Here is a 24738-nt window from a genome sequence, read left to right as displayed (position 1 = left end):
TTCCTGTGAATGGCGCTTGACCTTACTCGCAATTCCCCGTCAGGCCTCTATGATTCGGATATGACCGAATCAAAAGCGATGATCCTGGGCTGTAGCGGCCTGTCACTCACCCCTGAAGAAAAGGCCTTCTACAAGGCTGAACGGCCCTTCGGCTTTATCCTCTTTGGCCGCAATATCTGCGAGCCGCAGCAAATCGCCGATCTCGTTGCGGAAATGCGCGAAAGCGTCGGCTGGCACGCGCCGGTGCTGATTGATCAGGAAGGGGGCCGCGTGCAGCGCATCCGCCCGCCGATCCTGCAGCACTATCCCTCCGGCCAGGCGCTCGGGGATCTCTACCGGCGCGATCGCGAGCAGGGACTGCGCGCCGCATGGCTGATGTCGCGGTTGCATGCCTTCGATCTTCTCAAATTCGGTATCAATGTCGATTGCCTGCCTGTTCTCGACGTGCCTGTGGAGGGAAGTAGCAGCGTCATCGGCAACCGCGCCTATGGTGATGATCCCGACACCGTGGCCGATATGGGACGCTCCGCGGCCGAGGGGCTGAAGGCCGGCGGGGTTCTGCCGGTGATGAAGCATATGCCGGGCCACGGCCGTGGGTTTGCCGATTCCCATCACGAACTGCCGGTCGTCACGGTCTCGCGCGATGAACTGGAAGCGCACGACTTCAAGCCCTTCATCGCCATGAAGGACGAGCTTGCGGCAATGACCTGCCACGTCGTCTTCGCAGCGATCGATCCGGACAATCCGGCGACGACCTCGAGCAAGGTGATCGAGGGCGTGATCCGAAAGCGCATCGGCTTCAAGGGCCTGTTGCTTTCCGACGATACCTCGATGAACGCCTTGGCCGGGACAATCGGCAAGCGGGCTGAAAATATCATTGCAGGCGGATGCGATATCGTGCTGCATTGCAACGGCCATATGGACGAGATGCAGCAGGTCGTGGCAAACACGCCGGTATTGGCGGGTGCCTCGCTTGAGCGGGCAAATGCCTTGCTGGCGGGCTTCCCAACAGTCGACCAGTCCGACGAGGCGGCGATCCGCGCCGAATTCGACGGAATGTTCGCAACCGTCTGAGCGATGGAAGAGAGGCAGAGGTGAACACGGTCAAAGGCACAGAGTGGACACAGAGGCCGAATACGCCAATGGACAAGCTTTGGCAGGACAATGGCGCCGAACGCGCGAGCCATGAGCCGGCACTGGTGATCGACGTTGCCGGCTTCGAAGGCCCGCTCGATCTCCTTCTCTATCTCGCCCGCAACCAGAAGGTCGATCTTTCGCGCATTTCGGTGCTGGCGCTTGCCGAGCAGTATCTGCAGTTCATCGAAACCGCCCGCCGCATCCGCATCGAACTTGCCGCCGATTATCTCGTGATGGCGGCGTGGCTCGCCTATCTCAAGTCCCGCCTGCTGATCCCGCAGCAGGTCAAGGACGACGGCCCCTCCGGCGAGGAGATGGCCGCAACGCTTGCATTCCGCCTGAAACGCCTCGAAGCCATGCGTGAGGCTGCAAGCGGGCTCGTCAACCGCAACCGTCTCGGTCGTGACATCTTTGCCCGCGGCGCGCCCGAGCATATTCCGGACCGGCAAAAATCCGCTTACGAGGCAAGCCTTTACGATCTGCTTACGGCCTATGCGTCGCTCCGCCAGCGCCAGGCCGTGACCCAGGTCACGATCGCGCGCCGCACCGTCTGGTCCCTGACCGATGCCCGCGAACTGCTGACGCGCATGATTGGGGAGTTCGGCGGCTGGACGGCGCTGGAGCATTACCTGCTTCGTTATATGGCATCGCCGGAAGAACGCGTCACGGCAATCGCCAGTGCCTTTGCCGCCTCGCTAGAACTCGTACGCGAGGGCAAGCTGGAGATCCGTCAGGACGCCGCCTTCGAGCCTCTCTATCTGCGCCGGGGACCCAAGCATGCGACCCTGCAGGTCGTCGAGCAGGAGAGGCCCGCTTGATGGATTCCAGAGACGATATCGGCCGCGGCGAAGGCGAGGGCGCTTTCCACGAGAATTTCCAGGCGCAGATGGAGGCCGAGCGCATCGCCGAGGCCCTGGTCTTTGCTTCCTCCCAGCCGGTTTCCGAAGCCTTCATCGCCGATCGTCTGCCGAGGAATTTCAACGTCCGCGCCCTCATGCTCCGTCTCAAGGAGCAGTATGCGCCGCGCGGCGTCAACCTCGTCCAGGTGGACGATGCCTGGGCCTTTCGCACAGCGGCCGATCTCTCATTCGTCATCCGCCGTGACGAGAACGAGGTCAAGAAGCTGTCGCGTGCCGCCCTCGAGGTGCTGGCGATCATCGCCTATCACCAGCCGGTCACCCGCGCCGAGATCGAAGATATCCGCGGCGTGCAAACCTCACGCGGCACGCTGGACGTGCTCATGGAAGCAGGCTGGGTGCGCTTTCGCGGCCGCCGCCGCACGCCCGGTCGGCCCGTGACGCTCGGCACGACCCGCGATTTCCTCGATCATTTCGGCCTCGAGGAACTGCGCGACCTGCCCGGGTTGGAGGAGCTGAAGGGTGCCGGTCTTCTTTCCGGCCGCATCCCTGCGAATTTCAACATCCCGTCGCCCTTGATGAGCGACGAACTGACCGAGGACGAGGATCCGATCACGCAGATGGACCTCGAGGAATTGGGCCTTCTGGCGCCCGGCGGCGCCTTGGAAGATTAGTGTCATCCGGTCTTTGTTTTGACACCGACGACGAAAACAATAGAGATCACCATAATTCGATACCCGGACGACTTGTCATTATGGGCGAACCCGTGACATTAAGCGTCAACTCAAGGGGATTTTCGATATTGGAAACGATGTCGGAAACTCTTACATCGAAGAAAGATCGCAACAGGGAGTATGCGTAATGGGTTCTTTTAGCATGTGGCACTGGTTGATCGTTCTGGTCATCGTGCTGTTGCTGTTCGGCCGCGGTAAGATTCCGGAGCTCATGGGCGACGTTGCCAAGGGCATCAAGAGCTTCAAGAAGGGCATCAACGACGAAGAAGCGCCTGACACGGCGAAGACCGTCGATCACAAGGCCGACGAACCGAAGTAACAAGTCCGGGAACGGGTGGCTTTGCCCCGCTTCCCCTCCAGGAGCCTTGAATGTTCGATATTGGCTGGACCGAGTTGCTTGTCATCGCGGTCGTGTTGATCGTCGTCGTCGGTCCGAAGGATCTGCCGCCGATGCTGCGCGCTTTCGGCAAGATGACGCAGCGTGCCCGCAAGGTCGCCGGCGAATTCCGCGCCCAGTTCGACGAGGCGCTGCGGGAGGCGGATCTTGATGACGTGCGCCAGACGATCAGCGATGCGCAGCGGCTCAATCCGGCAAACAGCCTGCGCGAGGCGATGAACCCGCTTCGCCAGATGGGCAACGACATCAAGGCCGACTTGCAGAAGGCAACGTCGGTCGAAAACAAGACCGAAGCGCCGCCGGTTGGCGTTCCGGCGCCGTCGATGAGCCTGCCCGAAACGCCACCTGTCGTCGCGCCGGCTCCGCAAGCTGCGCCGGCAGAGGTGGTCGCCGAAAAGCCCAAGGCCTCGCGCAAGCCGCGCGCTGCCGCCGAAAAGGCGCTGCCTGCGGCTGAAGCCGAGGCCGCCATCGCTGCAAAGCCGAAGCGTGCGGCTGCTGCAAAGCCCGCCGTCGCGACAGATCCCGCCGCAGCAACAAAGGCTGTTTCGGCAAAGCCTGTTCAGGCGAGGAAGACTGCAGCGGCTGCGAAGAAGACGGCGACGAAAAAGAAGGACGAGGCATGAGCGGTGATATTGAAGACAAGCCGCAGCCGTTGATCGAGCACCTGATGGAGCTGCGCACGCGGCTGATCTGGGCGATCGGCGCCTTCTTCGTCGCCTTCATCGTCTGTTTCATCTTTGCCAAGCATCTCTTCAACGCCCTGGTCTATCCTTACAAATGGGCAGTCAACTGGGCCGGCCTCGATGTAACGAAGGCGCAGCTCATCTATACGGCTCCGCAGGAGTTCTTCTTCACGCAGGTGAAGGTCGCAATGTTCGGCGGTCTTGTGATCGCCTTCCCGATCATTGCCGCGCAAATCTACAAGTTTGTCGCCCCCGGCCTCTACAAGAACGAGCGTGCGGCCTTCCTGCCGTTCCTGATCGCATCGCCGGTCCTGTTTCTGCTTGGAGGCGCTCTCGTCTATTTCTTCTTCACGCCGATGGTGATGTGGTTCTTCCTGACCATGCAGCAGGCGCCGGGAGAGGGCGATGTCGCGATCTCGCTGCTGCCGAAGGTTTCGGAATATCTGAGCCTCATCATGACGCTCGTCTTCTCCTTCGGTCTGGTGTTCCAGCTTCCGGTCGTCACGACGCTGCTTGCGCGCGTCGGCCTGCTCACCTCGCAATGGCTTGCCGAGAAGCGCAAGTTTGCGATCGTGCTCGCCTTCGTCGTCGCCGCCGTGCTGACGCCGCCCGATCCGATGTCCCAGATCGGCCTTGCACTGCCGACGATCCTTCTCTACGAGATTGCCATCTACGCTGCGCGACTCGTGGAGCGCCAGCGTTCCCGGCAGGCGGTCGAAGGGGCGGACGGGTCTGCGGACGTTGCCAAGACGGACAGCGTCTGAGCGGTTCTCCGAAATTCCTTCCTGAACGCATGCAGAACATCCGGTCGAGGCCCGGTCAGGCTTTGGCCGGGTCATGTCCTTCGTAACGACCCGGAACGACAATGCTCGATATCAAATGGATCCGTGAGAATCCCGAGGCGCTCGATGAAGCACTGGCCAAGCGCGGTGCAGAGCCCTTGGCCCGAAGCCTCATAGCTCTCGATGAGAAGCGCCGCTCTGCCGTACAGAAGGTGCAGGACCTGCAGTCCCGCCGAAACGCCGCCTCCAAGGAGATCGGTGCGGCGATGGCGCAGAAGAACAGCGAGCTTGCCGAAAAGCTGAAGGCCGAAGTGGCCGATATGAAGGTCTTGCTGCCGGCGGCCGAAGAAGAAGACCGCCAGCTGACCGCCGAGCTCAACGACGCGCTGGCGCGCGTTGCGAACGTGCCGCTCGACGACGTACCGGTCGGCAACGACGAGCATGACAACGTCATCGCTCGCACGGTCGGTGAAAAGCCGCGCTGGAACCACACGCCGAAGGAACATTTCGAAATCGGCGAAGCCCTCGGCTACATGGATTTCGAACGGGCCGCCAAGCTTTCCGGTTCGCGCTTCACGGTGCTGACGGGACCGCTTGCAAGGCTCGAGCGGGCACTCGGCCAGTTCATGATCGACCTCCACACGACGGAACATGGCTATAGCGAGGTCAGCTCGCCACTGATGGTACGCGACGAGGCCGTGTACGGCACCGCACAGCTTCCCAAGTTTGCGGAAGACCTCTTCAGGACGACGGATGGCCGCTGGCTGATCCCGACGGCTGAAGTAACGCTGACCAATCTCGTCGCGGGTGAAATTCTCGAGCAGGAAAAGCTGCCGATGCGCTTTACCGCGCTCACCCCATCCTTCCGTTCGGAGGCAGGTTCGGCAGGGCGCGATACGCGCGGCATGCTGCGCCAGCACCAGTTCTGGAAGTGCGAACTGGTGTCTATCACCGATGCGGAGAGCTCGATGGCCGAGCATGAACGCATGACGGCCTGCGCCGAAGAGGTACTGAAGCGGCTCGGCCTGCATTTCCGCACGATGACGCTGTGCACCGGCGACATGGGCTTCGGGGCGCGCAAGACCTACGATATCGAGGTATGGCTGCCAGGGCAGAACACCTATCGGGAAATCTCGTCCTGCTCGGTCTGCGGCGATTTCCAGGCGCGGCGCATGAATGCGCGCTATCGCGGCAAGGATGACAAGAGCACGAAGTTCGTTCACACGCTGAACGGCTCCGGAACCGCCGTCGGCCGCTGCCTGATCGCAGTGCTCGAAAACTACCTGAACGAGGATGGATCGGTAACTATCCCCGCGGCGCTGCTGCCCTATATGGGCGGCTTGACGAAGATCGAACGGGCGGCCTGAAACGATGCGCATTCTGCTCACCAATGACGACGGCATCCATGCCGAGGGCCTTGCGGCACTTGAGCGGATTGCGCGCACCCTTTCCGACGACGTCTGGATCGTCGCGCCGGAAACGGATCAGAGTGGCCTGGCTCATTCGTTGAGCCTTTCCGAGCCGCTCCGTCTGCGTCAGGTGGCCGACAAGCATTTCGCGCTCCGCGGCACGCCGACCGACTGCGTCATCATGGGCATCAAGCAGGTGATGGATATCAAGCCCGACCTGGTGCTGTCGGGCGTCAATTCAGGGTCGAACGTCGCCGACGATGTCACCTATTCCGGCACCATTGCCGGGGCAATCGAAGGCACGATGCAGGGGGTGCGCTCCTTTGCGCTGAGCCAGGCCTACAGCTATTCCGATGGCGCGCGCATCGTGCCGTGGGAGGTCGCCGAGGCCCATGCGCCGGCGCTGCTCGACAGGCTGATGACGGTCGGCCTGCCGGAAGGCACCTTCCTCAACCTCAACTTCCCGAACTGCCGACCGCAAGATGTGCAGGGTGCCGAAGTCACGGCCCAGGGCAAACTTGCCTTCAACCTGCAGGTCGATGCACGCTCCGACGGTCGCGGCTTGCCCTATTATTGGCTGAAGTTCGGCGAGCGTGCCGGCGCCTTTGCAGAGGGCACGGATATTCACGCACTGAAGCATAATAAGATCTCGGTAACACCTTTGAAACTGGATCTGACCGATTATTCCGTGAAGGACCGCGTGGCGCGGGCGCTTTCAGGCACGGAGTAGGACGTTTTGACGGCACGGCTGGTCGAGAAGGAAGGGTTTGCAGCGGTCGTCCTCAGGCTGCGGGCGGAGGGCATCTCAGACATCGATCTTTTGACTGCCGTCGAGCAGACGCCGCGCTCGCTTTTCGTGCCGCCGCAATTTTCCGACGACGCCTATTCCACCCGGACGATCCCGATCGAGTGCGGCTCGTTCCTGGAAGGCGTTGATCTTGCCGTCCGCATTCTGCACCTTCTGAAGGTCAAGCCGGGCCAGCGTGTGCTCGAAGTGGGCACCGGCAGCGGCTTCACCGCAGCCGTCATCGGCCGCATCGCCGAGCGCGTGCTGACGATCGACCGCTACAAGACGCTGACGGCCAACGCGCAGCGCCGCATGGATCAGCTCGGCCTTCGCAGCATCGTCGTGCGGCAGGCCGATGGCAGCAACGGTCTGCAGGGCGAGGGGACTTTCGACCGCATCCTGGTCACGGCCGCTTTCAATACCATGCCTCGCTTTTATGCCGACCAGCTCGTCTCCGGCGGTTCCATGATCGCGCCGCTGATGATCTCCGAGGACCAGTGCCGCATGGTCCGGCTGACGAAGACCGGCAGCCGCTTCGAGCGCGAAGAGCTTTTCGACGTACCCTATTTGCCCATTGTGCCGAGATTGGCTTTCCAGCTCTGAGGCCAATTTGGCGAGCATTTCCAGTGTGTCCGACGGCTGTGATTTCTCACCTGCAGAACTATGGTTATCAATTCCTCAAAAAAATCGCACTGATTCCAGCGCTTTAACCGGGTGGTAACACTAACGCGCTTTAATATACCCACGAATGGTTGAGTTATGAGTGGGTCGAGTCATGCGTTTTAGCGTTTCGCCAATGTTCGGAAAGCCTGCCGGCAATCTCTTGTTTATGGCCTTGCTGGCAAGCACCGCAACGGGCTGCAGTTCGGATGTGACCCGCTTCGGCGGCCTCTTTGCCGGGACCGGCCAGGATCAGATGACGACCGGTTCTGTACCGAGGCGGAACATGAGTGGTTCGCAGAGTGATCCGGTCCCGAGCGCCGATCTTCAGTCCGGGATGGCGCAGCCCTCCTACAATGGCGGCAATGACGCACTCAATCAGCCTTATCCGGCGACGAACGGTACGGCAAGCTCGAGCGCGCGCCTTGCCTCGGCTCCAGTTTCTGTCCAGCGCACCGAACTTGCCGCGCCGACGGGCGCATCCCCGGCGCCCTCGCGCGACAATCAGGTCGCCATGGCCCAGCCGTTCCCGGCAGCTCCTTCCGGCTCACGGGCCTCCCGCCAGATGCCGGCTGCTCCGAAGCTGGCCGCGCCCGATCCGATGACGACAGGCACGACGCCGAAGGTGTCGGGATGGTCCGCGGCCAACGCGCCCTCCATCCTGGTGCGTCCGGGCGAAAATCTGGCGACGCTCGCCAACCGCTACGGCGTTCCCGAAAAGGAAATTCTGCGCGTCAACAACATGAAGTCGGCTGCTGCCATCAAGCCAGGCGAAACGATCCTCATTCCGACCTTCAACGGCGGCAGGAATGCTGCCAAGGCTTCCGCGCAGGCCACCGACCTTTCCAAGTCCGGTAAAATCCCGCAGCCGTCGAAGATCCCCGACCAGAACCTCGCGGTGTTGCCGGGCGCCAACGCTGCTCGCGACAAGTCGCAGGCAGGCGCGGATGCTTCCACGGGCAAGGTTGCAGCCGGTGCCGGAAAGGATCCGAATACCGGCGGCGGCACTTACACGGTCAAGCCTGGCGATTCCCTCGCCAAGATCGCCAAGGCGACCGGCACGAAGATCGATGATCTCAAGGCTGCGAACAACCTTTCCGCAAGCTCGATCCGCATCGGCCAGACGCTGACGATCCCGAAAGGTTCCAGTTCTGCCGATCAGACGAAGACTGCGTCCATTCCGGCCAAGGCCGAAGCGAAGCCTGCTGCTCCGGCCGCAGTTGAAACGGCGTCCGCTCAGCCGGCCTCCTACCAGGCGCCGGTTGCCACGCAGACCGTCGACGAAGTCGAGAAGAAGTCCGACGTCGCCTCAGCAGCCCCGGAATCGACCGGCATCGGCAAGTATCGCTGGCCGGTTCGCGGTGCCGTCATTGCCGCTTACGGCGCGAACGTCAACGGCAGCCGCAACGACGGTATCGACATCTCCGTGCCGCAGGGCACGCCGATCAAGGCCGCCGAAAACGGTGTGGTCATCTATGCAGGTAACGGTTTGAAGGAACTCGGCAACACCGTCCTCATCCGTCACGACGACGGCACGGTGACCGTCTACGGCAATGCCGACACGCTGAGCGTGGCCCGTGGCCAGAAGATCCAGCGCGGCCAGACCGTCGCCGTTTCAGGCATGAGCGGCAGCGTCAAGCAACCGCAGGTCCATTTCGAAGTCCGCAAGGACGCCTCGCCGGTCAATCCGATCACCTTCCTCGAGTAGGTAAAGCGTTTCGAGGACGTGCAAAAGCCCGGCTGATCGCCGGGCTTTTGTCGCTTTACAGCAGCCGTAGCTCGGCTCAGTCGCGGACGAGCGCAACGCGCATGCGCCCTGCGAGATCCTGGATGTACTGCCATGCGACACGGCCGGAGCGCGCACCGCGCGTGGTTGCCCATTCCAGCGCTTCCGCATGCATCTTCTCGCGATCTTGCGTCAGCTTGAAATACTCAGCATAGCCGTCGATCATCGTAAGATAGTCTTCCTGGCTGCATTTGTGGAAGCCGAGCCAGAGGCCGAAACGGTCGGAAAGCGAGACCTTCTCTTCGACGGCCTCGGATGGGTTGATCGCGGTCGACTGCTCGTTCTCCATCATATGCCGCGGCAGCAGGTGGCGACGGTTGGAAGTTGCGTAGAAAAGCACGTTGTCCGGTCGGCCCTCTATGCCGCCGTCAAGCGCTGCCTTCAGCGACTTGTAGGCGGTATCGTCATGGTCGAAGGAAAGGTCGTCGCAGAAAACGATGACGCGATGCGGCACTACCTTCAGAATATCAAGCAGGGTCGGAAGGCTCGCAATGTCCTCGCGATGCACTTCTACAAGCTTCAGCGAAACGCCGCTTTGTCGCCGCACGTCCTCATGCACGGCTTTGACCAGCGACGACTTGCCCATGCCGCGCGCGCCCCAGAGCAGCACGTTGTTGGCGGCAAATCCTTCGGCAAAGCGCACCGTGTTTTCATGCAGGATGTCACGCACATGATCGACGCCGCGGATGAGCTTCAAGGCAACACGGTTGGGGCGCGCGACTGGCTGCAGATGAGTGCGGGCAGGCGACCAGACGAAACAGTCGGCGGCGTCCCAGTCGTTGACGCCGGGCGCTGGACCGGCCAGCCGCTCGATCGCATTGGCAAGCCGCCTCAGTTCCTGCAAAATGACGCTGTTCAATTCTTCGGCCATTGCATGTCCTCCTGAATTTCCTGCCGCGCCATAAGCGCATCGGTTTTCGACGCGCAGTAGCATGGCCTTTCCACAGCGGAAAGGTTATGAGACAGCGGAATCGGTACGCCCGCAGGCTGTTTTTGTTGCATTCATTCTTGCCGCAACTATAGTCCGGCCACCCGAAAAAGAGAGGCGGATATACGCCCGCCCGTAGTTGAGGAGCTTATCAATGTTCATCACCCCGGCATTTGCCCAGGCCGCACCGGATGCCGCTGCGTCGCCCTTCGGCTCCGGCTTCGAAATGATCATCCTGTTCGTGCCGCTGATGGTCGTCTGGTACTTCCTGCTGATCCGCCCGCAGCGCGCCCAGGCCAAGAAGCGTGCAGAAACCCTGAGCGCGATCCGCCGCGGCGACCAGGTCGTCACGGCCGGTGGCCTGGTGGGCAAGGTGACGAAGGTCGTCGACGACAAGGAACTGGAAGTCGAGATCGCAGAAGGCGTGCGCGTTCGCGTGGTTCGCAGCGGTATCGCCGACGTTCGGGTAAAAGGCGAGCCTGTAAAGGCAGACGCTGCGTAATTCCGGCGGGCAGATCAGCCGGATCAGAGGTGTCGAAGACTGAAATGCTCCATTTTTCCCGTTGGAAAACAGTTCTGATCTGGCTCATTGTCTTGGTGGCGGCGCTCGGCGCCGCCCCAAATCTTTTCACGGACGTCTCGCTGCCGGGTTGGATGCCGCAGAAGCGGGTAGCACTCGGCCTCGATCTTCAGGGCGGCTCGCATATCGTGCTGAAGGCGGAGCGCTCCGATATCGTCAGGAAGCGGCTCGAAAACACCGTTGCGAGCGTGCGCGCCAGGCTGCGCGAAGCCGGAATTCGCTATACAGGCCTCGCCGGCAATGGCCAGACCATTCAGGTCCGCATCACCGATCCGAGCCAGATCGAGCGGGCCGTCAGCGTCTTAAGGCCGCTGACAGTTCCAGAAGCCGGCGCCCCGGATCCGGACGTCACGCTCGTGAAAGGCAATGACGGCCAGCTGACGCTGCACATCACCGGCAAGGCGATCGCCCGCAGCCTGTCGGCGGCGCTCACTCAGTCGGTCGATATCGTTGGCCGTCGTGCCGTCGAGGTGGGCGGGATCGATCCCGTCATCGAAACCGGCGGCCCGGATCGATTGTCCGTCCAGGTGCCGGGTCTCGCCGACCCGCAGCGGTTCAAGGATCTTTTGAGCCAGGATGGCCGGCTCTCCTTCCACCTGATCGACAGCAGCATGTCGCCGCAGGATGCGATGAGCGGCACCGTGCCGGCGCGTTCGCGGATCGTCTATTCACAGGACGATCCGCCGGACGCCTATCTTGTAGAGCGCACGGAAATACTGTCGTCGGCCGATCTGAGCGATTTCCAGGTCGAGCCCGGCAACGACGAAGACAGTTCCATCCTGACCTTTCGCTTCAATCCCGAGAGTTTCAGGCGATTTGCCGAGCTGACGCAGAACAACGTGGGGCGGTCCGTCGCAATCCTGCTCGACGACCAGGTCATTGCTGCGCCTGATATCCGCGAACCGGTCGCCGGCAACAGGGGCGAGATACCGCTCGACTATTCGCAGGAGGAGACGGAAGACCTCGCTGCAATCTTGCGCTCCGGGGCGCTTCCCGTAACGCTGACGATCGTCGAGGAGCGGACGATCGATCCCGGTTTCGGCGCAGGATCCATCCTTTCGGGCCTCGTGGCAGGGTTTGTCGGCGCCGTTCTCGTGATCGGTCTGATGGTGGCCTTCTTTGGCATCCTCGGCGTGATTGCCGGGGCGGCGCTTGTGGTCAACGTCATGATGATCCTTGCCGTTCTCAGCCTGTCGGGCGCGCCGCTGACCTTGCCGGGTGTTGCGGGCATCGTGCTGACGATCGGCATTGCGGTCGACGCCACCGTTCTGATCTACGAACGTATCCGCGAAGAGGTCAAGGGCGGAACGCATCTCGACCAGGCAATCGGCATAGCCTATTCCAGAGCGTTCATGACCGTCGTCGATGCCAATATCACGACCTTGATTGCCGCTGCTATTCTCTTCTATCTCGGAAGCGATGCCATACGCGGCTTTGCGGTTACACTTGCGATCGGCATTCTCACGACGGCGTTCACTGCTTTCGTGTTCACGCGCCCGCTGGTCGTTGCCTGGGTGCGCCACCGTCGCCTCAAGCATCTGCCGAAGAGCGTCCACACCGATCTCTTCGACGGCACGAACATCCGCTTCATGGGCATCCGCCGCTACAGCTTCACTGCGCTTGCTGCCCTTTCGCTCGTTTCCATGCTGGCCGTAGTGACCATCGGCATGAATCTCGGCATCGATTTCACAGGCGGCTCCGTCATCGAAGTGAGGTCGAAGCAGGGACCGGCCGATCTTGAGGATATCCGTACGCGGCTGAGCCAACTGAACTTGGGCGATATCCAGGCCAGGCGCCTGCGCGATGCCACAAACGCCATCATCCGCATTGAAGCGCAGGGCGGCGGCGAAAATGCCGAGCAGTCGGCAATCACACTCGTGCGCAGCGAGCTTGCCGATCAATATGATTTCCGTCGCGTCGAAGTCGTCGGCCCCGCCGTTTCGGGCGAGCTGACGAAGACGGCCTCGCTCGGCGTTCTTGCTTCGCTTGGAGCGATCCTCGTCTATATCTGGCTGCGCTTCGAGTGGCAGTTCGCCGTCGGCGCCATCATCGCCACGCTGCACGACGTCATTCTGACACTCGGTTCCTTCGTCGTCACCGGGATCGAGTTCAATCTGACGAGCATCGCCGCATTGCTCGTGATCGTCGGCTACTCTTTGAACGACACCGTGGTCGTTTACGATCGCATGCGCGAAAACCTGAAGCACTTCAGGAGGATGCCGCTGCCGATCCTGATCGACGCCTCGATCAACCAGACGCTGTCGCGCACCATCCTGACCTCGGCAACGACGCTGCTTGCGCTGGCTGCGCTCTACCTGTTCGGCGGCGAGGACATGCGCTCGTTCGCGCTCGTCATGCTTTTCGGCGTTGCCGTCGGCACCTTCTCCTCCATTTATATTGCAGCGCCGGTACTGATCCTCTTCAGGCTTCGCCCGAAAACCATCGACGAGAAAGAGGATGGGGCCACCGATGAAAAATCCGGAAAGGCCACAGCAAGCCATGGCTAAAGGCATCGAAATCCGCGAAGCCCATTTTCCCGGCCGTGCTCCCGTCGACACATACGGAAACGGCGGCTTCCGCTTTGCCGATATGTCTCATCGCGGCTCCATCCTTTGTCTGCCGTCCGGTATCTACGGGTGGGACATGGACATGTCGAAAGGGCTCTGCGTCGCAAGCTTCAAGAGAGTGCTGGACGAGGCAGATGACATCGAGGTTCTGCTGGTCGGGACAGGCACCGAGCTTCGCCGCTTGCCACCGGAGCTGAAGGATGCTCTGAAGGCCCGCGGCATTTCTTCCGACCCGATGAGCACGGGTGCTGCCGTGCGCACCTTCAACATCATGCTCGCAGAATCCCGCGCCGTCGCGGCGGCTCTGATTGCGGTCTGACAATGACGGACAAACCGATGAGCAACCAGGAGATATGCCTGGCGATGTTGCGTGACAGCGACCGCGATCGCTATCTCGCCTGCCTGCTGTCTCCGCAGGACAAGCGCGGCGCACTCGCCGCCCTTTACGCCTTCAATGCCGAACTCGCCCGCATCCGCGATCTCGTGCACGAGCCGCTGCCCGGCGAGGTGCGGATGCAATACTGGCGCGATCTTCTGGAAGGCAGCGCCCATGGCTCGACCGAGGCAAATCCTGTTGCCGCATCCTTGCTGAGCGCGGTCGAAGCCCACCGCCTGCCGCGCCAGACGCTCATCGATATGATCGATGCCCGCATCTTCGATCTCTACGACGATCCGATGGAAACGCGCACCTCACTCGAAGGCTATGCCGGGGAGACGGCCTCTGCGCTGATCCAGCTGGCAAGCCTGGTCTTGTCGCCGGAAGAGGCGGCGAAATCCGCGGAGGCCGCAGGCCATGCCGGCGTCGCACAGGCAATTGCCGGCATGCTGCTGCTGATGCCATTGCACCGCCATCGCGGCCAGCTCTATATTCCGCTCGAAATTCTCAGCGCCACCGGGCTCGACCGCGACAGCTTCCTGGCGGGCAAGGACAAGGCGCGCATTTCCGCTGCTATCGAAGCCTTCGTCGGCCTTGGCCGCGATCATCTCGCAAAGGCCCGTGCGATCGTGCTCCCGCCAGCCATTTTCCCAGCCTTCCTGCCTGTGACGCTTGCCGAGCCAATGCTGATGAAGGCGCAGAACGCCGGTGCTGCCCTGTTTGACCAATCGCTGCAACAGCCGCAATGGCGCCGCCAACTCGTCATGACGCTGGCGCTGATGCGCAAGAAAATATGAAGCTGTTCAAACTCGCGCAAGGCTCGGACACTATAAGGGGACAACCGCTTACCTCAAATCGGAGAAAACGGCGTTGAGCATGATCGTCTGGTCCGTCATTTTTGCCCTTGTCGTCTTCCTGGCCTTCGTCGCGACCCGCATGGCCGCGCAGTACAAGGACGAGGAGGGCTTTCACGATACCGGTCTTGCGATCCTGGAATTCAATCGTGCCTTCCCGCACGAGGCGATCCGCCAGCTTCAGGCGACGGCCGATGGACAAGTGGTTTTCGTGCGTCTGCACGACAACAAGGCGGGTTTCATGCGCAATATGCACCGCCACTTCTCCTGCCATGTGCTGGAGCCGGGCAGGGTACGCGTCGTCAGTTCGCAAACGGGAAGGGGCCTGGCCATCGATTTTCTCGACCACCCGCATCATAATGGTGCCTTCGAATTCGCCTCCGCCAGGGAGGCAGCCGAAGTTTCGCTGTGGCTGCTCGGCAATTACGTCGCCGACGCAGACCTTGCGCTGCCGCCGACCGAAAGACCGGCAGCCAACAATCGGTAAGAGTCAGGCGCTCGCTGCAAAGGGCGCGCTCTTGCCAAGCCATTCGGCGCAATCGGCAAGCGCGCGCTTGGCGATCAGCTGCCGCTTCAAGATGGTCTTGTCCTTGCCGCGGAAGCGCTTGACGCCCTCCGGTTTGACGATAGAGCCGGGCTGCAACTCCGGAAACAGGCCGAAATTGATGTTCATCGGCTGGAAGGAGCGCTTGCCCGGTTCCTCGTCGGCAACGAGATGGCCGCCGGTGATATGGCCAAGCAGCGCACCCAGAGCCGTGGTCGCCGGCGGCAGAAAAACCGCTTCGCCCTTGCGTTCGGCGGCGGCGAAACGTCCGGCCAGCAGCCCGACGCTGGCGCTTTCGACATAACCTTCGCAGCCGGTGATCTGGCCGGCAAACCGCAGGCCCGGCCGCGACTTCAAGCTCAGCGACGAATCGAGCAGCGTCGGCGAATTGATGTAGGTGTTGCGATGCAGTCCGCCGAGGCGGGCGAATTCGGCATTCTGCAGGCCGGGGATCATCCGGAAGATTTCCGCCTGCGCGCCGTATTTCAGTTTCGTCTGGAAACCGACCATGTTGTAGAGTGTACCGAGCGCATTGTCCTGACGAAGCTGCACGACGGCGTAGGCTTTAACCGATGGATTATGCGCATTGGTCAGCCCCATCGGCTTCATCGGCCCGTGGCGAAGCGTCTCGCGGCCACGCTCGGCCATCACTTCGATCGGCAGGCAGCCGTCGAAATACGGCGTTCCTTCCCATTCCTTGAAGCCGACCGTGTCGCCAGCAGTCAGCGCGTCGACGAAGGCATTATATTGCTCCTCGTCCATCGGGCAGTTGATATAGTCCTTGCCGGTACCGCCGGGACCGATCTTGTCGTAGCGGGACTGATACCAGCAGATTTCCATGTCGATGCTATCGCGATAGACGATCGGTGCGATCGCATCGAAGAAGGCAAGCGCATCCGCACCCGTTTCCTCCTGGATTGCCGCAGCCAGTGACGGTGCCGTCAGCGGTCCGGTGGCGATGATCGCCTGATCCCACTCCTTTGGCGGCAGTCCGGTCACTTCCTCGCGAACGACGCTGACGAGCGGATGGTCGGTGATCACCTTCGTCACGGCGTCGGAAAAGGCTTCGCGATCGACGGCGAGTGCCCCGCCCGCTGGAACCTGATGCTTGTCGGCGCAGGCCATGATCAGCGAGCCTGCCATGCGCATTTCAGCATGGATCACGCCGACGGCATTGCTTATGGCGTCGTCGGAGCGGAAGGAATTGGAGCAGACGAGCTCTGCTAGGCCGTCGGTTTTATGCGCATCCGTGCCGCGCACCCCACGCATTTCATGCAAGATGACCGGCACGCCGGCATTGGCAATCTGCCATGCGGCCTCCGAGCCGGCGAGGCCGCCGCCGACGACGTGGATAGGGCAATAGGAAGAGGTCTTGTTCATGCGCGGCTGATATCACGCCCGGCGCGAACAGGGAACTCCCGGCGTAAAAAAGCGCAAGCAGGTGGCAAATGCCACGAGATGTCGGTCGATAAACTCGTCTGTTGCGTCGAGTAGCGCGGTCCAGTCTCAATCGGTGCGGCGATCGGTAAAAAAGCATGGCTTCATGCCGGCACCAGTTCCGTCGCTGCCCGCTCGACTATTGCCGAAGCAGTGCCGGCCTGGTTCTTCTGTCGCTTGGGCGCAGCAACCGGCATGGCCGCGGCTTGTTCGGCTTTGCTGACGATCCGCCGCAGAGCCTCGCGCGCCTTTTCAGCGAAATTCCGCTGCACTGGATTGTCGTAGTTATATTGCTCGACCACGGCAAAGACGCGCGCAGCTTCCGACAGGCGGCCCGCCGCCACCAGTGCCACGCCTTGCTTGTAGTGCGCCTGCGCGTCGAACGGAGAGCGTTCGATGATGCGGCCGAACGTCCTCGCTGCCTCTTCGTAGCTACCGAGAGCAAGTTGCGTGTCTCCAAGGCGCAGATAGAGCGGATTTGGGTCGTCGAGGCGGCCGATAAGCGCCGTGAAGCCGGCTTCAGCCTCGTGCAGCTTGCCCTTCTCGAACATCAGGCTCGCCAAGCCGAATTGCGCGCCCAAATGGCTGGGGACGGTTTCGAGAAGCTGCCTGAACGCGGCTTCGGCAAAAGCCTTGGCGCCGTCGCGGTACATCTGCAGCGCCTGCTCGTAGACGAAACGGATGCTGCGGGGATGGATCACGTCGCCGAGATTGCGGCCGCTGCGCGTGCGGAACAATGTGCAACTGATCTGGCGTTCGTCGGGCCCGAACATGTATTTATAGGGCTCGTTGCCGCGCAGGAAGTCGTATGTCTTGTACCCGTCCGCTATCGCCCTGCGAATGCAGTAGCCATGCAGGATGAGACCTGGCGGTGGTGTCTTCCAGGTCTCGTCGCGGCCGGTGATGTAAAAGAGGATCGACTTCTTCTGCCGGTCGATGATGTTGGCCAGTGCGCCGAGGGGCCGCTCGCCGTACCACATCACCGGGACATCGAGATTGCCGTCCTTGAAACTATCCATCAGCAACTGGCGCGTCGCTCCGATCAGCCGTTCGGTGCGTTCCTTGCCCTTCCGTCCGATCCACTTCGTGCGCCACAGCTGGAAGAGAATATCAAGGTCGCGCTCGATGGTTTGCGGCGTTGCCATGGTGATTCGATAGTCGTCGTCGCTCTCGACCTTGCGCAGGAAGCGCCGCAGTTTCTGGCGCGTCTGGCTGCTCATCTTCTGTTCAAGATAGTCGTCAAAGCTCGGTGAGAGCGCGACGACCGGGCAGATGCAGTTGTCTATGTTCTCGGGATTTCGCGGAGAGCTGTCGCGAAACATCACCTCCGGTCCCTGAAGCGCGCGAACCAGTGCTTCGCGCCGTTGCGCAGGGCCGGCGAAATAATCGAGCTTCAGATGCGTCCAATTCTGCCGTTTCAGATAGGCGGCAAATCCGGCGATCGCGTGCTGTTCATAGTCCGGCTGCGCGATGAAACCTGTGTAGTCGGCCGAAAAATTGCCGGCCATGATGATTTCGTCGAAAAAGACGCCGGTCTTCCTGTCATGCTGGGTGGTGAGACGCAGCGGAAAGAAGGCGACGTGGGGAGAACGATCCTCGCGTTCACGCAGCGCAAGGATGAACCAGCGTTTGCGATGAGAAAGATAGGACTTCAGCCATATCCAGGACAGGAAGTGTTGCGCATGCGGATCGTCCACATAGACCCGATCCCAATCTTCGCGGACGGCCTCGAGGCCAGCCTCGGTGTCGATCACGTCAATGCGCATGGTCCCCTCCCAATACCCATAACACATTCGGGAGCTTCATTCTAAGGGCAAATGAAGGGCTTCAAATATGGCGTTCGGATGAAACGGTTTTATCAAATATGATTAGCCGCCGGGGGTTAGGACCAGGAGCTAAAGTTCGCCGGAAACATGCGAGCTTGCGTTGATGAAGCTCCAGAGCGATTGGCTGATCGAGACGATCTCGGCAATCGATTTCTCCAGCGCCGCAATCTCCTTTTCATCGAGTTGCTCGACCTTGCCGTAGCTGATTTCCTTGTCATCCTCGACGAAGCGCATCAGTTGTGTGCTGGAGATCTGGCCCTTGTCGTCGAAGGAATAGATGCAGTGGTTATACTTGTTGCGCATCTTGGATTCCTTCTTCATGCGCGACATGGCGTGAAGAACGGTCTTGCGATCGGCTGCGGGCGTGGAATGCAGCTTGGCGAGGCGCTCGACCAGATCGATCCTCGCCCGTGTCGTGTTGAGCGTCAGGAACACGACGATTGCCGCGTCCTTCTGGATCTTGAGAAGGTGGGCAATGATGTAGATCAGCAGGCTTTCCGTGTTGGTCCAGACATAGTTCAGGCGGCCGACCCGCAGCAGCACGTCAGACATTGCCGCCATGAAAGCCCCCTTCCGTCGATCCTCCACTGAAACGATATTTCATATCGCGGTGGGAGGCTTTCCTTGTTTTGCTGCCTGCTTGCATCAGCGTTCCTTGAATGCACGCGACATGCTGTCGGTGATCGGTTTCGTCAGATATTCGAAGAAGGTGCGTTCGGACGTCTGGATCAGCACGTCGGCTGGCATGCCGGGCACCGGATGGAAGCCGTGAACCCGGCTGATCTCTTCGTCGGGTATTTGGATACGCACGATATAGACATCCTTCACCTGCTGGCCGGCATTCTCCTCGATCGAGTCCGCGGAAACGTAGAAGACGTTGCCGTTCAGCACCGGCGTCGTGCGCCGGTTGAGCGCGGACAGGCGGATGGCTGCCGTCTGGCCCTCATGCAACTGGTCGATTGACGTGCGCAGCACCTGTGCTTCGATGATGAGGGGCACATGCGCGGGCAGGATTTCCATGATCGGTTTGCCGGTGGTGATGACGCCGCCTGCGGTGTGATAATAGGTGCGCACGACGGTGCCGTTTACCGGCGAGCGGATGACCGTGCGCTCGAGGACGCCTGCTGCTTCGCGAACCTGCTCTCGTACGCTGTCGAGTTCGGACTCGGCGGTTTCCAGCGCGTCGAGGGCGGCCTGCTTGTTGGAGTTGACGGCGATCACCGCTTCCTGACGGAATTTGGCGACTTCCGCCTCGCTTTCATTGAGCTCGCCGGTCAGGCGCGATATATCGCCCAGCGCATCGGCCATGGCACGTTCGATCGCCAGAAGATCCGTCTTGCGCATATAGCCGACCTTGACGAGACGCGCCTTGGAATCGCGCTCTTCGGTCAGAAGGGCGAGCTGGCGCTCGAAGGCCTCCTTCTGGCCGTTGTATCCCTTGAAGCGGTATTCCAGCGACTTGATATTTTTCTCGATGAGGTTGAGCTGTTCTTCCAGCTTGATCTGCTTGCTGTGGAAGACCACGTTCTGGCTCTGGATGATCGCATTGACGTCCGGATCGCTGGCCTCTGCCATGACGATGTCGGGTATCTTGAACTGAGGGGCTCCTTGGGCCTCGGCGCGCAGCCGAGCCACAACCGCTTCAAGGCGCAGGCGCCGCAGCTTCAGCATCCGCTCGTTGGAGAGCGCAGCCGTCGGGTCGAGCGTCACCAGAACGTCGCCTTCCTTGACGACATCGCCTTCGCTGACACTCATTTCCTTGATGATGCCGCCTTCGAGATGCTGCACGATCTTGTTGTTGCCGGTTGCGACGAAGCTGCCTTGTGCGATGATTGCGGAGGCAAGCGGTGCGGTGGCCGCCCAGAAGCCGAAGCCGCCGAAGGAGGCGAAAAGGACGCCGAGCCCGATGATGCTGTGGTAGCGAATGGAGCGAGGCACCTCGCTGTACCATTCGATCGGATTGCCGGCCGGTTGCGGTTTCCTACTCACCATTGTCGTTGCCTTCGATAGGCGGCGCCTGCCGCCCGTTGCTCTTGGAAAGCGCTTCCAGGACTTCGATGCGCTCGCCGAACATGGCCACGGAACCCTCCTTCAGAAGCAGGATCTTGTCGACGCATTGAAGCAGGGCGGGGCGCTGCGTGATCGTTACCGTCGTGATGCCCTTCTTCTTCGCATGGATAAGGGCGCGTGCAAGCGCTGCCTCGCCCTGGGCGTCGAGATTGGAGTTCGGCTCGTCGAGAACGACGAACCTCGGATCGCCGAAGAAGGCGCGGGCAAGCGCGATACGCTGCTTCTGGCCGCCGGAAAGCGGAGCACCATCGGCGGCAACGGTCGTCTCGTAGCCTTGTGGAAAGCTCGCGATAAGCTCATGTACATCGGCAAGCACGGCCGCCTCGAAGATCTGCTGGTCTTCCACGTCGTCGCGCATGCGCGATATATTGGCCTTGATCGTACCGGGAAAGAGCTGGACGTCCTGTGGCAGATAGCCGATGCTTTCGCCGAACTGCCGTTGGTCCCAGTTGCGAAGATCCATGAGGTCAAGGCGCACGTTGCCGGAGGTCGGCAGGATCGAGCCGACGAGCATCTTGCCGAGCGTCGTCTTGCCGGAGCCGGAATTGCCGATGATCGCCAGCGACTCGCCCTTCTTCAAGGAGAAGGAGATGCCGTTCAGGATCACCTTCTTCTGCGGCGGCGGTACGAAGAGGATACGCTCGACATCCAGCCGGCCTTCCGGATTGGGTAACCGCAGCCGCGGAAAGTTCAGCGGCGAGTTGACCAGCAGTTGCTTGATCCTGGCGAAGGCAGACGCCGACTTGTTGAACTGCTGCCAGCCCTCGATTGCACCTTCGATCGGCGCCAGCGCCCGGCCCGAAACGATCGAGGCCGCAATGACCATGCCGCCCGTCATCTCGCCCGATAGCGACAGATGCGCGCCCCAGCCGAGCAGCGCGACCTGGGTGATCATGCGGCAGGCCTTGGAAATCCCGGAAAAGACGATATTCCGGTCCTGCGCCGAGACATGCGATTTCAGCGAGCCGGCGGTCTCGCGACCCCACATCTTCACTGCCTCGGGGATCATGGCAAGCGCATTGATGATCTGGGAGTTGCGCGACATGGAATCGAGGTGGAAGTTCGCGCGGCTGAGATAACCGTTTGCCTCCGCAAACTGCCGTGCCGTGAACTTCTGGTTCAAGTAGGCGATGACGAAGAGCACTGCGCAGCAGGTCATGATGATGAGGCCGAGATGTGGATGCACCAAATAGACCACGACGACGAAGAGCGGCATCAGCGGCGCATCGAGAAAGGCGATGAGCGTGCCCGAGGTCAAGAAAGAGCGAAGTTGCTGCAGATCCTGTAGCGTCTGATAGTCCCTGCCGTTGCCGTGCAGCGATGCGCGAGCGGCGGCGCTCAGGATCGGCGCCCCGAGTTGCACTTCGAGCTCGACGGCCGTGCGCATCAGAATGAAGCGCCGGATCGAATCCATGAAGGCCTGCAGGATGACCGCGCCCAGAACGGCAACCGTCAACATGACCAGCGTATCGATCGAACGGCTTGTCAGCACGCGGTCGGAAATCTGGAACAGGTAGAGAGGGATCGCAAGCAGCAACACGTTGATGGCGATCGTGAAGGCCATGACGATGACCATGTTGCGCCGGACAGCTGCGATACCCCTTGCCAGGCTAACGGCAAAGTTCACCGGTTCGCTGCGCTTGTGAAAGCTGGCCCCACCACCGCCGCCACCGCCGCCACCGCCGAAATCAGGCGTCTTGCCGTTGTTGCCGCCGTCGTTGCGCTGATGGCGCTCGTTCTCCTTGATTGGCCCACGATTGCCGTCGATCGTCTTGCCGAAGGGAATTGCCGGATTGGTCTTTGCCTCGCTCTGATCACCCGGCGTCTTGAGCGGCACGAGGGGGGTGTCAGGCGCCGTCTTGGCAACGGTTTCGGCGGCCTTGGCCTGTTGCGTAGACCGCTCTGGACCTGGGACGGCTCGCGAGCGCAACGGGATCAGCGGGACCGTCTCCTCGGCTGGATTTTCGATCGGCTCAGGGATCTTTTCGACCTTCGTCTCGTCAATGGACGGTGCTGGCGCCGTGGGGTTCTCCGTGAGCTTCCGCAGGCTCGCCACGGCTTCATCGATCGCCGACATGCAGGCGCCGGTCAGTATTTCGTCGACGCGGCCGGTACTGCCCAATCTGAGCGAGCTGTTGGAGGCAAGCGTCTGTTTAGAAATGTGATTCATGCAACGTCTCCCTCTGGCTCCGGTTAGGCGACGACGGTTTGCATTACGTCGGCCGGTTGAGCCAGCGTCCATGAAAGGTCATGACCTGCGTTGATGACGACGTCCTCGGATGCGCCAAGCGGCTCGTCCTCCCCGAGGAATGCGATCACTTCATTGGCGAGACGAATGCTGTTCGGCTGTGGCTGCGATGTGTCGTGGTCCACCAGGCCGCCCTGGATCAGGATGGCGTCCGAATAGAGCTGGCCGGCAAGGTAGGTCGTCTGGCCGAAGGTGTCGTAATCGGTAATCTGCGCGATGTTGACGACCGCGTTGCTGCCCGTATCGATCTTGATATCGACGTTCTGGTTGTGCTCGAGAATGTTCGAAACGGCCTGCGTCACGTCGTCTGAATCGCCAAGTATGCTCACCTGCTTGATGATGTTCACATCGTAGAGATTGCCGGTGATGTAGAGGACGTTAAGGCCGATATAACCTTCGAAATTGCCGTCGTGCGATAGCCCCGACGGCATCGCCGCATCGCGGTCCTCGATTGCCTTTTGCGTCTGTATCATGTGGTCGGGCATCGCTTCGAAGCGGTCGTTTGCGCCGACGTTATGAATGGATGCGAGGTTCCAGATCAGATTGCTGCCGGATTGTACCGTGGCTCCCGGGGCATCATCCTCGGCGCGTATCCAGTCGTTGTCGTAGAGAAGGGCGATCTGCGAAATGACATTCATGTCGAGAATGTCGCCACCGACGATGATCAGGTCGTACTGCATTCCTATTCCGAGGAAGGAGGCAAGATTGACGGCGGCATTGCCGCCCGTCAGAACGGTTGCCTGCGAACCGGTCGTCGTCACGGTCATCGTGTCGTTGTCGCTGATGAAGTGATACTGCTCGACCCAGTTAACGAAGGAAACATCGCCTTCGATCACGCTGACGCGCCATGCGGTCGGAAAGATCGCCTCAGCCGCCGGCTCCGTGGTCTTGATGTTTCCGTCGTCGTACGTGCTGCGCTCGAAAATCGCAATGTTGTTGGCAACGGATGTCGCGCTGTCGTCACGATCGAAGACGGAAGCGATCTCGTCGCGGTCGCTGTAGACGTAGAACTGCGAGATCGCATCGATCTGATGGTAGTTGCCCATCACGGCTGTAACCGGACAGATGATCGCCGTCTCGGTGACCTGCACCACGTTTGCAAGCACATTCGCGCCTGCGGCAACATCGAGGCTGTTGCCGCTGCCGCCGTCCTGTTCCACGGGTGCGTCGCTTTTCTCAGGCTTAGTGGGCGGCTTTGCAATGCCGCGCTCGGGCATGAAGTCGTCGATCTTCGGCGCTTCCTCGACGAGCTGGCCATTCACGTAGGTGTAAGTACCAATGACATCGAGCTGGTTGTCCGTGAGTACGAAGATTTGCGGCTGGCCGCTTTCCATCGTCGTGGCGCCGTTTGCGCGCGCTGCCTGGATGTACTCGTGCATATCGTCGGCAATCGCCCGCAGGCCCTCCTGCGTGTCGACGCGGTCATAGTTAGAGAATGGCGTAAAGACCTCCGCCGTCTCGCTGTATTCGGTGAGGCGCTGCGTGACGAAGCTCGTGTCGCGCAGCTCCGGCTGCTCACCGGTCATATTCAGCTGGTCGTCGTCGATCAGCATGTTCGCCTGGGCGACATGGCCAATGACCGACCCCGGTCCCTGGAAGACTTCGAGTTCTTCCTCCTTTTCGCCGGGAAGGTAGACATTGGCGCCGAAGTGTGGAGCGCTCAGATCGCGCGATGCAATCTCGGCCAGCTTCTTCAGGGTCTCTTCGAATACGCCGCCGAAAGAGTGCGAATTTGCGTAATTAATATCGTAGCTAACAGAGCGGTATTCGACGCCCGGGTCGTAATCCTTCAGTTGAAGGTTCGAAGCGAAGGCCGCGCTGGAAGCCTCGTCTTCTGAAAGCGAAGGATCTGCTTCGCGCGGACGGGCGCCGTCGAGGTAATTGCTTCGCATCCGCGCTTCTTCGGTTGCCGCGCCGAACAAGCCGATGAAATGGGCAACGATTTCCGAAATCTTCTCTGCATGCATAACGGCTCCTCCCGTTCAACACGGTGATCGGCCCGGAAGGCAGCAAACTCATCGATGACGAGCTATTCTTTTCAGCCGCTTCTCAAGCCGTCAAACTGCACCGGCGCAA

At 61.0% G+C, this 24738-nt stretch carries 22 protein-coding genes; 15 read left to right on the top strand and 7 right to left on the bottom strand.

What is annotated here, in order from left to right; translation table 11 throughout:
• The first annotated feature begins 60 nt into the window (after nt 1-60).
• The 10 genes from nagZ (at nt 61) to EV130_RS27320 (ending at nt 9154) form a co-directional block, all read left to right on the top strand.
• Nucleotides 61-1074, top strand: coding sequence for a beta-N-acetylhexosaminidase (gene nagZ / locus EV130_RS27365; protein ID WP_132662285.1), 1014 nt, complete (start codon nt 61-63; stop codon nt 1072-1074).
• A gap of 20 nt (nt 1075-1094) precedes the next feature.
• Nucleotides 1095-1955 carry a segregation and condensation protein A gene (locus EV130_RS27360; RefSeq protein ID WP_074061097.1) on the top strand — a complete coding sequence of 287 codons (861 nt, stop codon included), beginning with the start codon at nt 1095-1097 and terminating at the stop codon, nt 1953-1955.
• Nucleotides 1955-2668, top strand: coding sequence for an SMC-Scp complex subunit ScpB (gene scpB / locus EV130_RS27355; protein WP_132662283.1), 714 nt, complete (start codon nt 1955-1957; stop codon nt 2666-2668). The genes EV130_RS27360 and scpB overlap by 1 nt, the downstream gene beginning before the upstream one ends.
• 187 nt (nt 2669-2855) lie before the next feature.
• On the top strand, nt 2856-3047 hold the full coding sequence (locus tag EV130_RS27350) for a twin-arginine translocase TatA/TatE family subunit (protein WP_022715359.1): 192 nt from the start codon (nt 2856-2858) through the stop codon (nt 3045-3047).
• Nucleotides 3048-3097: 50 nt separating this feature from the next.
• Nucleotides 3098-3748 (top strand): Sec-independent protein translocase protein TatB, encoded by a 651-nt coding sequence (gene tatB / locus EV130_RS27345; protein ID WP_132662281.1) that lies wholly within the window; start codon nt 3098-3100, stop codon nt 3746-3748.
• Nucleotides 3745-4572, top strand: a complete 828-nt coding sequence (gene tatC, locus EV130_RS27340; RefSeq protein ID WP_074061100.1) for a twin-arginine translocase subunit TatC — start codon at nt 3745-3747, stop codon at nt 4570-4572. The genes tatB and tatC overlap by 4 nt, the downstream gene beginning before the upstream one ends.
• A gap of 101 nt (nt 4573-4673) precedes the next feature.
• Nucleotides 4674-5957: a serine--tRNA ligase gene (serS, locus tag EV130_RS27335; protein ID WP_132662279.1), complete on the top strand. Its 1284-nt coding sequence runs from the start codon at nt 4674-4676 to the stop codon at nt 5955-5957.
• Nucleotides 5958-5961: 4 nt separating this feature from the next.
• Nucleotides 5962-6729, top strand: a complete 768-nt coding sequence (gene surE, locus EV130_RS27330; protein ID WP_074061102.1) for a 5'/3'-nucleotidase SurE — start codon at nt 5962-5964, stop codon at nt 6727-6729.
• 6 nt (nt 6730-6735) lie between these two features.
• Nucleotides 6736-7389 (top strand): protein-L-isoaspartate(D-aspartate) O-methyltransferase, encoded by a 654-nt coding sequence (locus EV130_RS27325; RefSeq protein ID WP_074061103.1) that lies wholly within the window; start codon nt 6736-6738, stop codon nt 7387-7389.
• A 172-nt stretch (nt 7390-7561) separates the two neighbouring features.
• Complete coding sequence (locus tag EV130_RS27320; protein ID WP_132662277.1) at nt 7562-9154, top strand: M23 family metallopeptidase; 1593 nt, start codon at nt 7562-7564, stop codon at nt 9152-9154.
• A gap of 76 nt (nt 9155-9230) precedes the next feature.
• On the opposite strand, the gene EV130_RS27315 is transcribed toward EV130_RS27320, so the two are convergent.
• Nucleotides 9231-10103 carry an ATP-binding protein gene (locus EV130_RS27315; protein ID WP_074061105.1) on the bottom strand — a complete coding sequence of 291 codons (873 nt, stop codon included), beginning with the start codon at nt 10101-10103 and terminating at the stop codon, nt 9231-9233.
• Between the two features lie 211 nt (nt 10104-10314).
• Here EV130_RS27315 and yajC point away from each other — a divergent pair, with 211 nt between their 5' ends.
• From yajC to EV130_RS27290, 5 genes are all read left to right on the top strand, one after another.
• Nucleotides 10315-10662 carry a preprotein translocase subunit YajC gene (gene yajC / locus EV130_RS27310; protein ID WP_022715367.1) on the top strand — a complete coding sequence of 116 codons (348 nt, stop codon included), beginning with the start codon at nt 10315-10317 and terminating at the stop codon, nt 10660-10662.
• Between the two features lie 44 nt (nt 10663-10706).
• The gene (secDF, locus tag EV130_RS27305) at nt 10707-13247 is read left to right on the top strand and encodes a protein translocase subunit SecDF (RefSeq protein ID WP_132662275.1); all 2541 of its coding nucleotides are present in this window, start codon (nt 10707-10709) and stop codon (nt 13245-13247) included.
• Nucleotides 13240-13626 (top strand): Mth938-like domain-containing protein, encoded by a 387-nt coding sequence (locus EV130_RS27300; RefSeq protein WP_074061107.1) that lies wholly within the window; start codon nt 13240-13242, stop codon nt 13624-13626. The genes secDF and EV130_RS27300 overlap by 8 nt, the downstream gene beginning before the upstream one ends.
• A gap of 17 nt (nt 13627-13643) precedes the next feature.
• Nucleotides 13644-14480, top strand: coding sequence for a phytoene/squalene synthase family protein (locus tag EV130_RS27295; protein WP_420493371.1), 837 nt, complete (start codon nt 13644-13646; stop codon nt 14478-14480).
• Between the two features lie 73 nt (nt 14481-14553).
• Nucleotides 14554-15024, top strand: a complete 471-nt coding sequence (locus tag EV130_RS27290) for a hypothetical protein (RefSeq protein WP_132552619.1) — start codon at nt 14554-14556, stop codon at nt 15022-15024.
• Nucleotides 15025-15027: 3 nt separating this feature from the next.
• On the opposite strand, the gene trmFO is transcribed toward EV130_RS27290, so the two are convergent.
• The 6 genes from trmFO to EV130_RS27260 all read right to left on the bottom strand — a co-directional run bounded on the left by trmFO (nt 15028) and on the right by EV130_RS27260 (nt 24629).
• Nucleotides 15028-16461, bottom strand: a complete 1434-nt coding sequence (gene trmFO, locus EV130_RS27285; protein ID WP_132662273.1) for a methylenetetrahydrofolate--tRNA-(uracil(54)-C(5))-methyltransferase (FADH(2)-oxidizing) TrmFO — start codon at nt 16459-16461, stop codon at nt 15028-15030.
• A 161-nt stretch (nt 16462-16622) separates the two neighbouring features.
• The gene (locus tag EV130_RS27280) at nt 16623-18284 is read right to left on the bottom strand and encodes a GNAT family N-acetyltransferase (protein WP_081377052.1); all 1662 of its coding nucleotides are present in this window, start codon (nt 18282-18284) and stop codon (nt 16623-16625) included.
• 129 nt (nt 18285-18413) lie between these two features.
• A complete protein-coding gene (locus tag EV130_RS27275) occupies nt 18414-18905 on the bottom strand; it encodes a hypothetical protein (protein ID WP_074061111.1) in 492 nt (163 codons plus the stop codon).
• An 84-nt stretch (nt 18906-18989) separates the two neighbouring features.
• Nucleotides 18990-20336 (bottom strand): HlyD family type I secretion periplasmic adaptor subunit, encoded by a 1347-nt coding sequence (locus EV130_RS27270; RefSeq protein WP_074061112.1) that lies wholly within the window; start codon nt 20334-20336, stop codon nt 18990-18992.
• Nucleotides 20326-22584: a type I secretion system permease/ATPase gene (locus EV130_RS27265; RefSeq protein WP_132662271.1), complete on the bottom strand. Its 2259-nt coding sequence runs from the start codon at nt 22582-22584 to the stop codon at nt 20326-20328. Before EV130_RS27265 ends, EV130_RS27270 begins: the two co-directional genes overlap by 11 nt.
• Nucleotides 22585-22607: 23 nt before the next feature.
• A complete protein-coding gene (locus EV130_RS27260) occupies nt 22608-24629 on the bottom strand; it encodes a hypothetical protein (RefSeq protein ID WP_132662269.1) in 2022 nt (673 codons plus the stop codon).
• Nucleotides 24630-24738: the final 109 nt, after the last annotated feature.

Origin of the sequence: Rhizobium azibense, assembly GCF_004342325.1 — a bacterium.
Lineage (GTDB): Bacteria > Pseudomonadota > Alphaproteobacteria > Rhizobiales > Rhizobiaceae > Rhizobium > Rhizobium etli_B.
Note: the sequence above shows the minus strand (reverse complement) of the source record. Positions and strands in the feature narration are given on the sequence as shown.

Bases quoted from the DNA above. Each gene is read 5' to 3' on its own strand.
- trmFO (WP_132662273.1), bottom strand. From the start codon at position 16,461: ATGAACAAGACCTCTTCCTATTGCCCTATCCACGTCGTCGGCGGCGGC.
- EV130_RS27320 (WP_132662277.1), top strand. From the start codon at position 7,562: ATGCGTTTTAGCGTTTCGCCAATGTTCGGAAAGCCTGCCGGCAATCTC.
- surE (WP_074061102.1), top strand. From the start codon at position 5,962: ATGCGCATTCTGCTCACCAATGACGACGGCATCCATGCCGAGGGCCTT.
- EV130_RS27280 (WP_081377052.1), bottom strand. From the start codon at position 18,284: ATGCGCATTGACGTGATCGACACCGAGGCTGGCCTCGAGGCCGTCCGC.
- EV130_RS27300 (WP_074061107.1), top strand. From the start codon at position 13,240: ATGGCTAAAGGCATCGAAATCCGCGAAGCCCATTTTCCCGGCCGTGCT.
- yajC (WP_022715367.1), top strand. From the start codon at position 10,315: ATGTTCATCACCCCGGCATTTGCCCAGGCCGCACCGGATGCCGCTGCG.
- tatC (WP_074061100.1), top strand. From the start codon at position 3,745: ATGAGCGGTGATATTGAAGACAAGCCGCAGCCGTTGATCGAGCACCTG.
- EV130_RS27275 (WP_074061111.1), bottom strand. From the start codon at position 18,905: ATGGCGGCAATGTCTGACGTGCTGCTGCGGGTCGGCCGCCTGAACTAT.
- EV130_RS27295 (WP_420493371.1), top strand. From the start codon at position 13,644: ATGAGCAACCAGGAGATATGCCTGGCGATGTTGCGTGACAGCGACCGC.
- EV130_RS27260 (WP_132662269.1), bottom strand. From the start codon at position 24,629: ATGCATGCAGAGAAGATTTCGGAAATCGTTGCCCATTTCATCGGCTTG.
- EV130_RS27350 (WP_022715359.1), top strand. From the start codon at position 2,856: ATGGGTTCTTTTAGCATGTGGCACTGGTTGATCGTTCTGGTCATCGTG.
- secDF (WP_132662275.1), top strand. From the start codon at position 10,707: ATGCTCCATTTTTCCCGTTGGAAAACAGTTCTGATCTGGCTCATTGTC.
- serS (WP_132662279.1), top strand. From the start codon at position 4,674: ATGCTCGATATCAAATGGATCCGTGAGAATCCCGAGGCGCTCGATGAA.
- scpB (WP_132662283.1), top strand. From the start codon at position 1,955: ATGGATTCCAGAGACGATATCGGCCGCGGCGAAGGCGAGGGCGCTTTC.
- EV130_RS27315 (WP_074061105.1), bottom strand. From the start codon at position 10,103: ATGGCCGAAGAATTGAACAGCGTCATTTTGCAGGAACTGAGGCGGCTT.
- EV130_RS27270 (WP_074061112.1), bottom strand. From the start codon at position 20,336: ATGGTGAGTAGGAAACCGCAACCGGCCGGCAATCCGATCGAATGGTAC.
- EV130_RS27265 (WP_132662271.1), bottom strand. From the start codon at position 22,584: ATGAATCACATTTCTAAACAGACGCTTGCCTCCAACAGCTCGCTCAGA.
- tatB (WP_132662281.1), top strand. From the start codon at position 3,098: ATGTTCGATATTGGCTGGACCGAGTTGCTTGTCATCGCGGTCGTGTTG.
- nagZ (WP_132662285.1), top strand. From the start codon at position 61: ATGACCGAATCAAAAGCGATGATCCTGGGCTGTAGCGGCCTGTCACTC.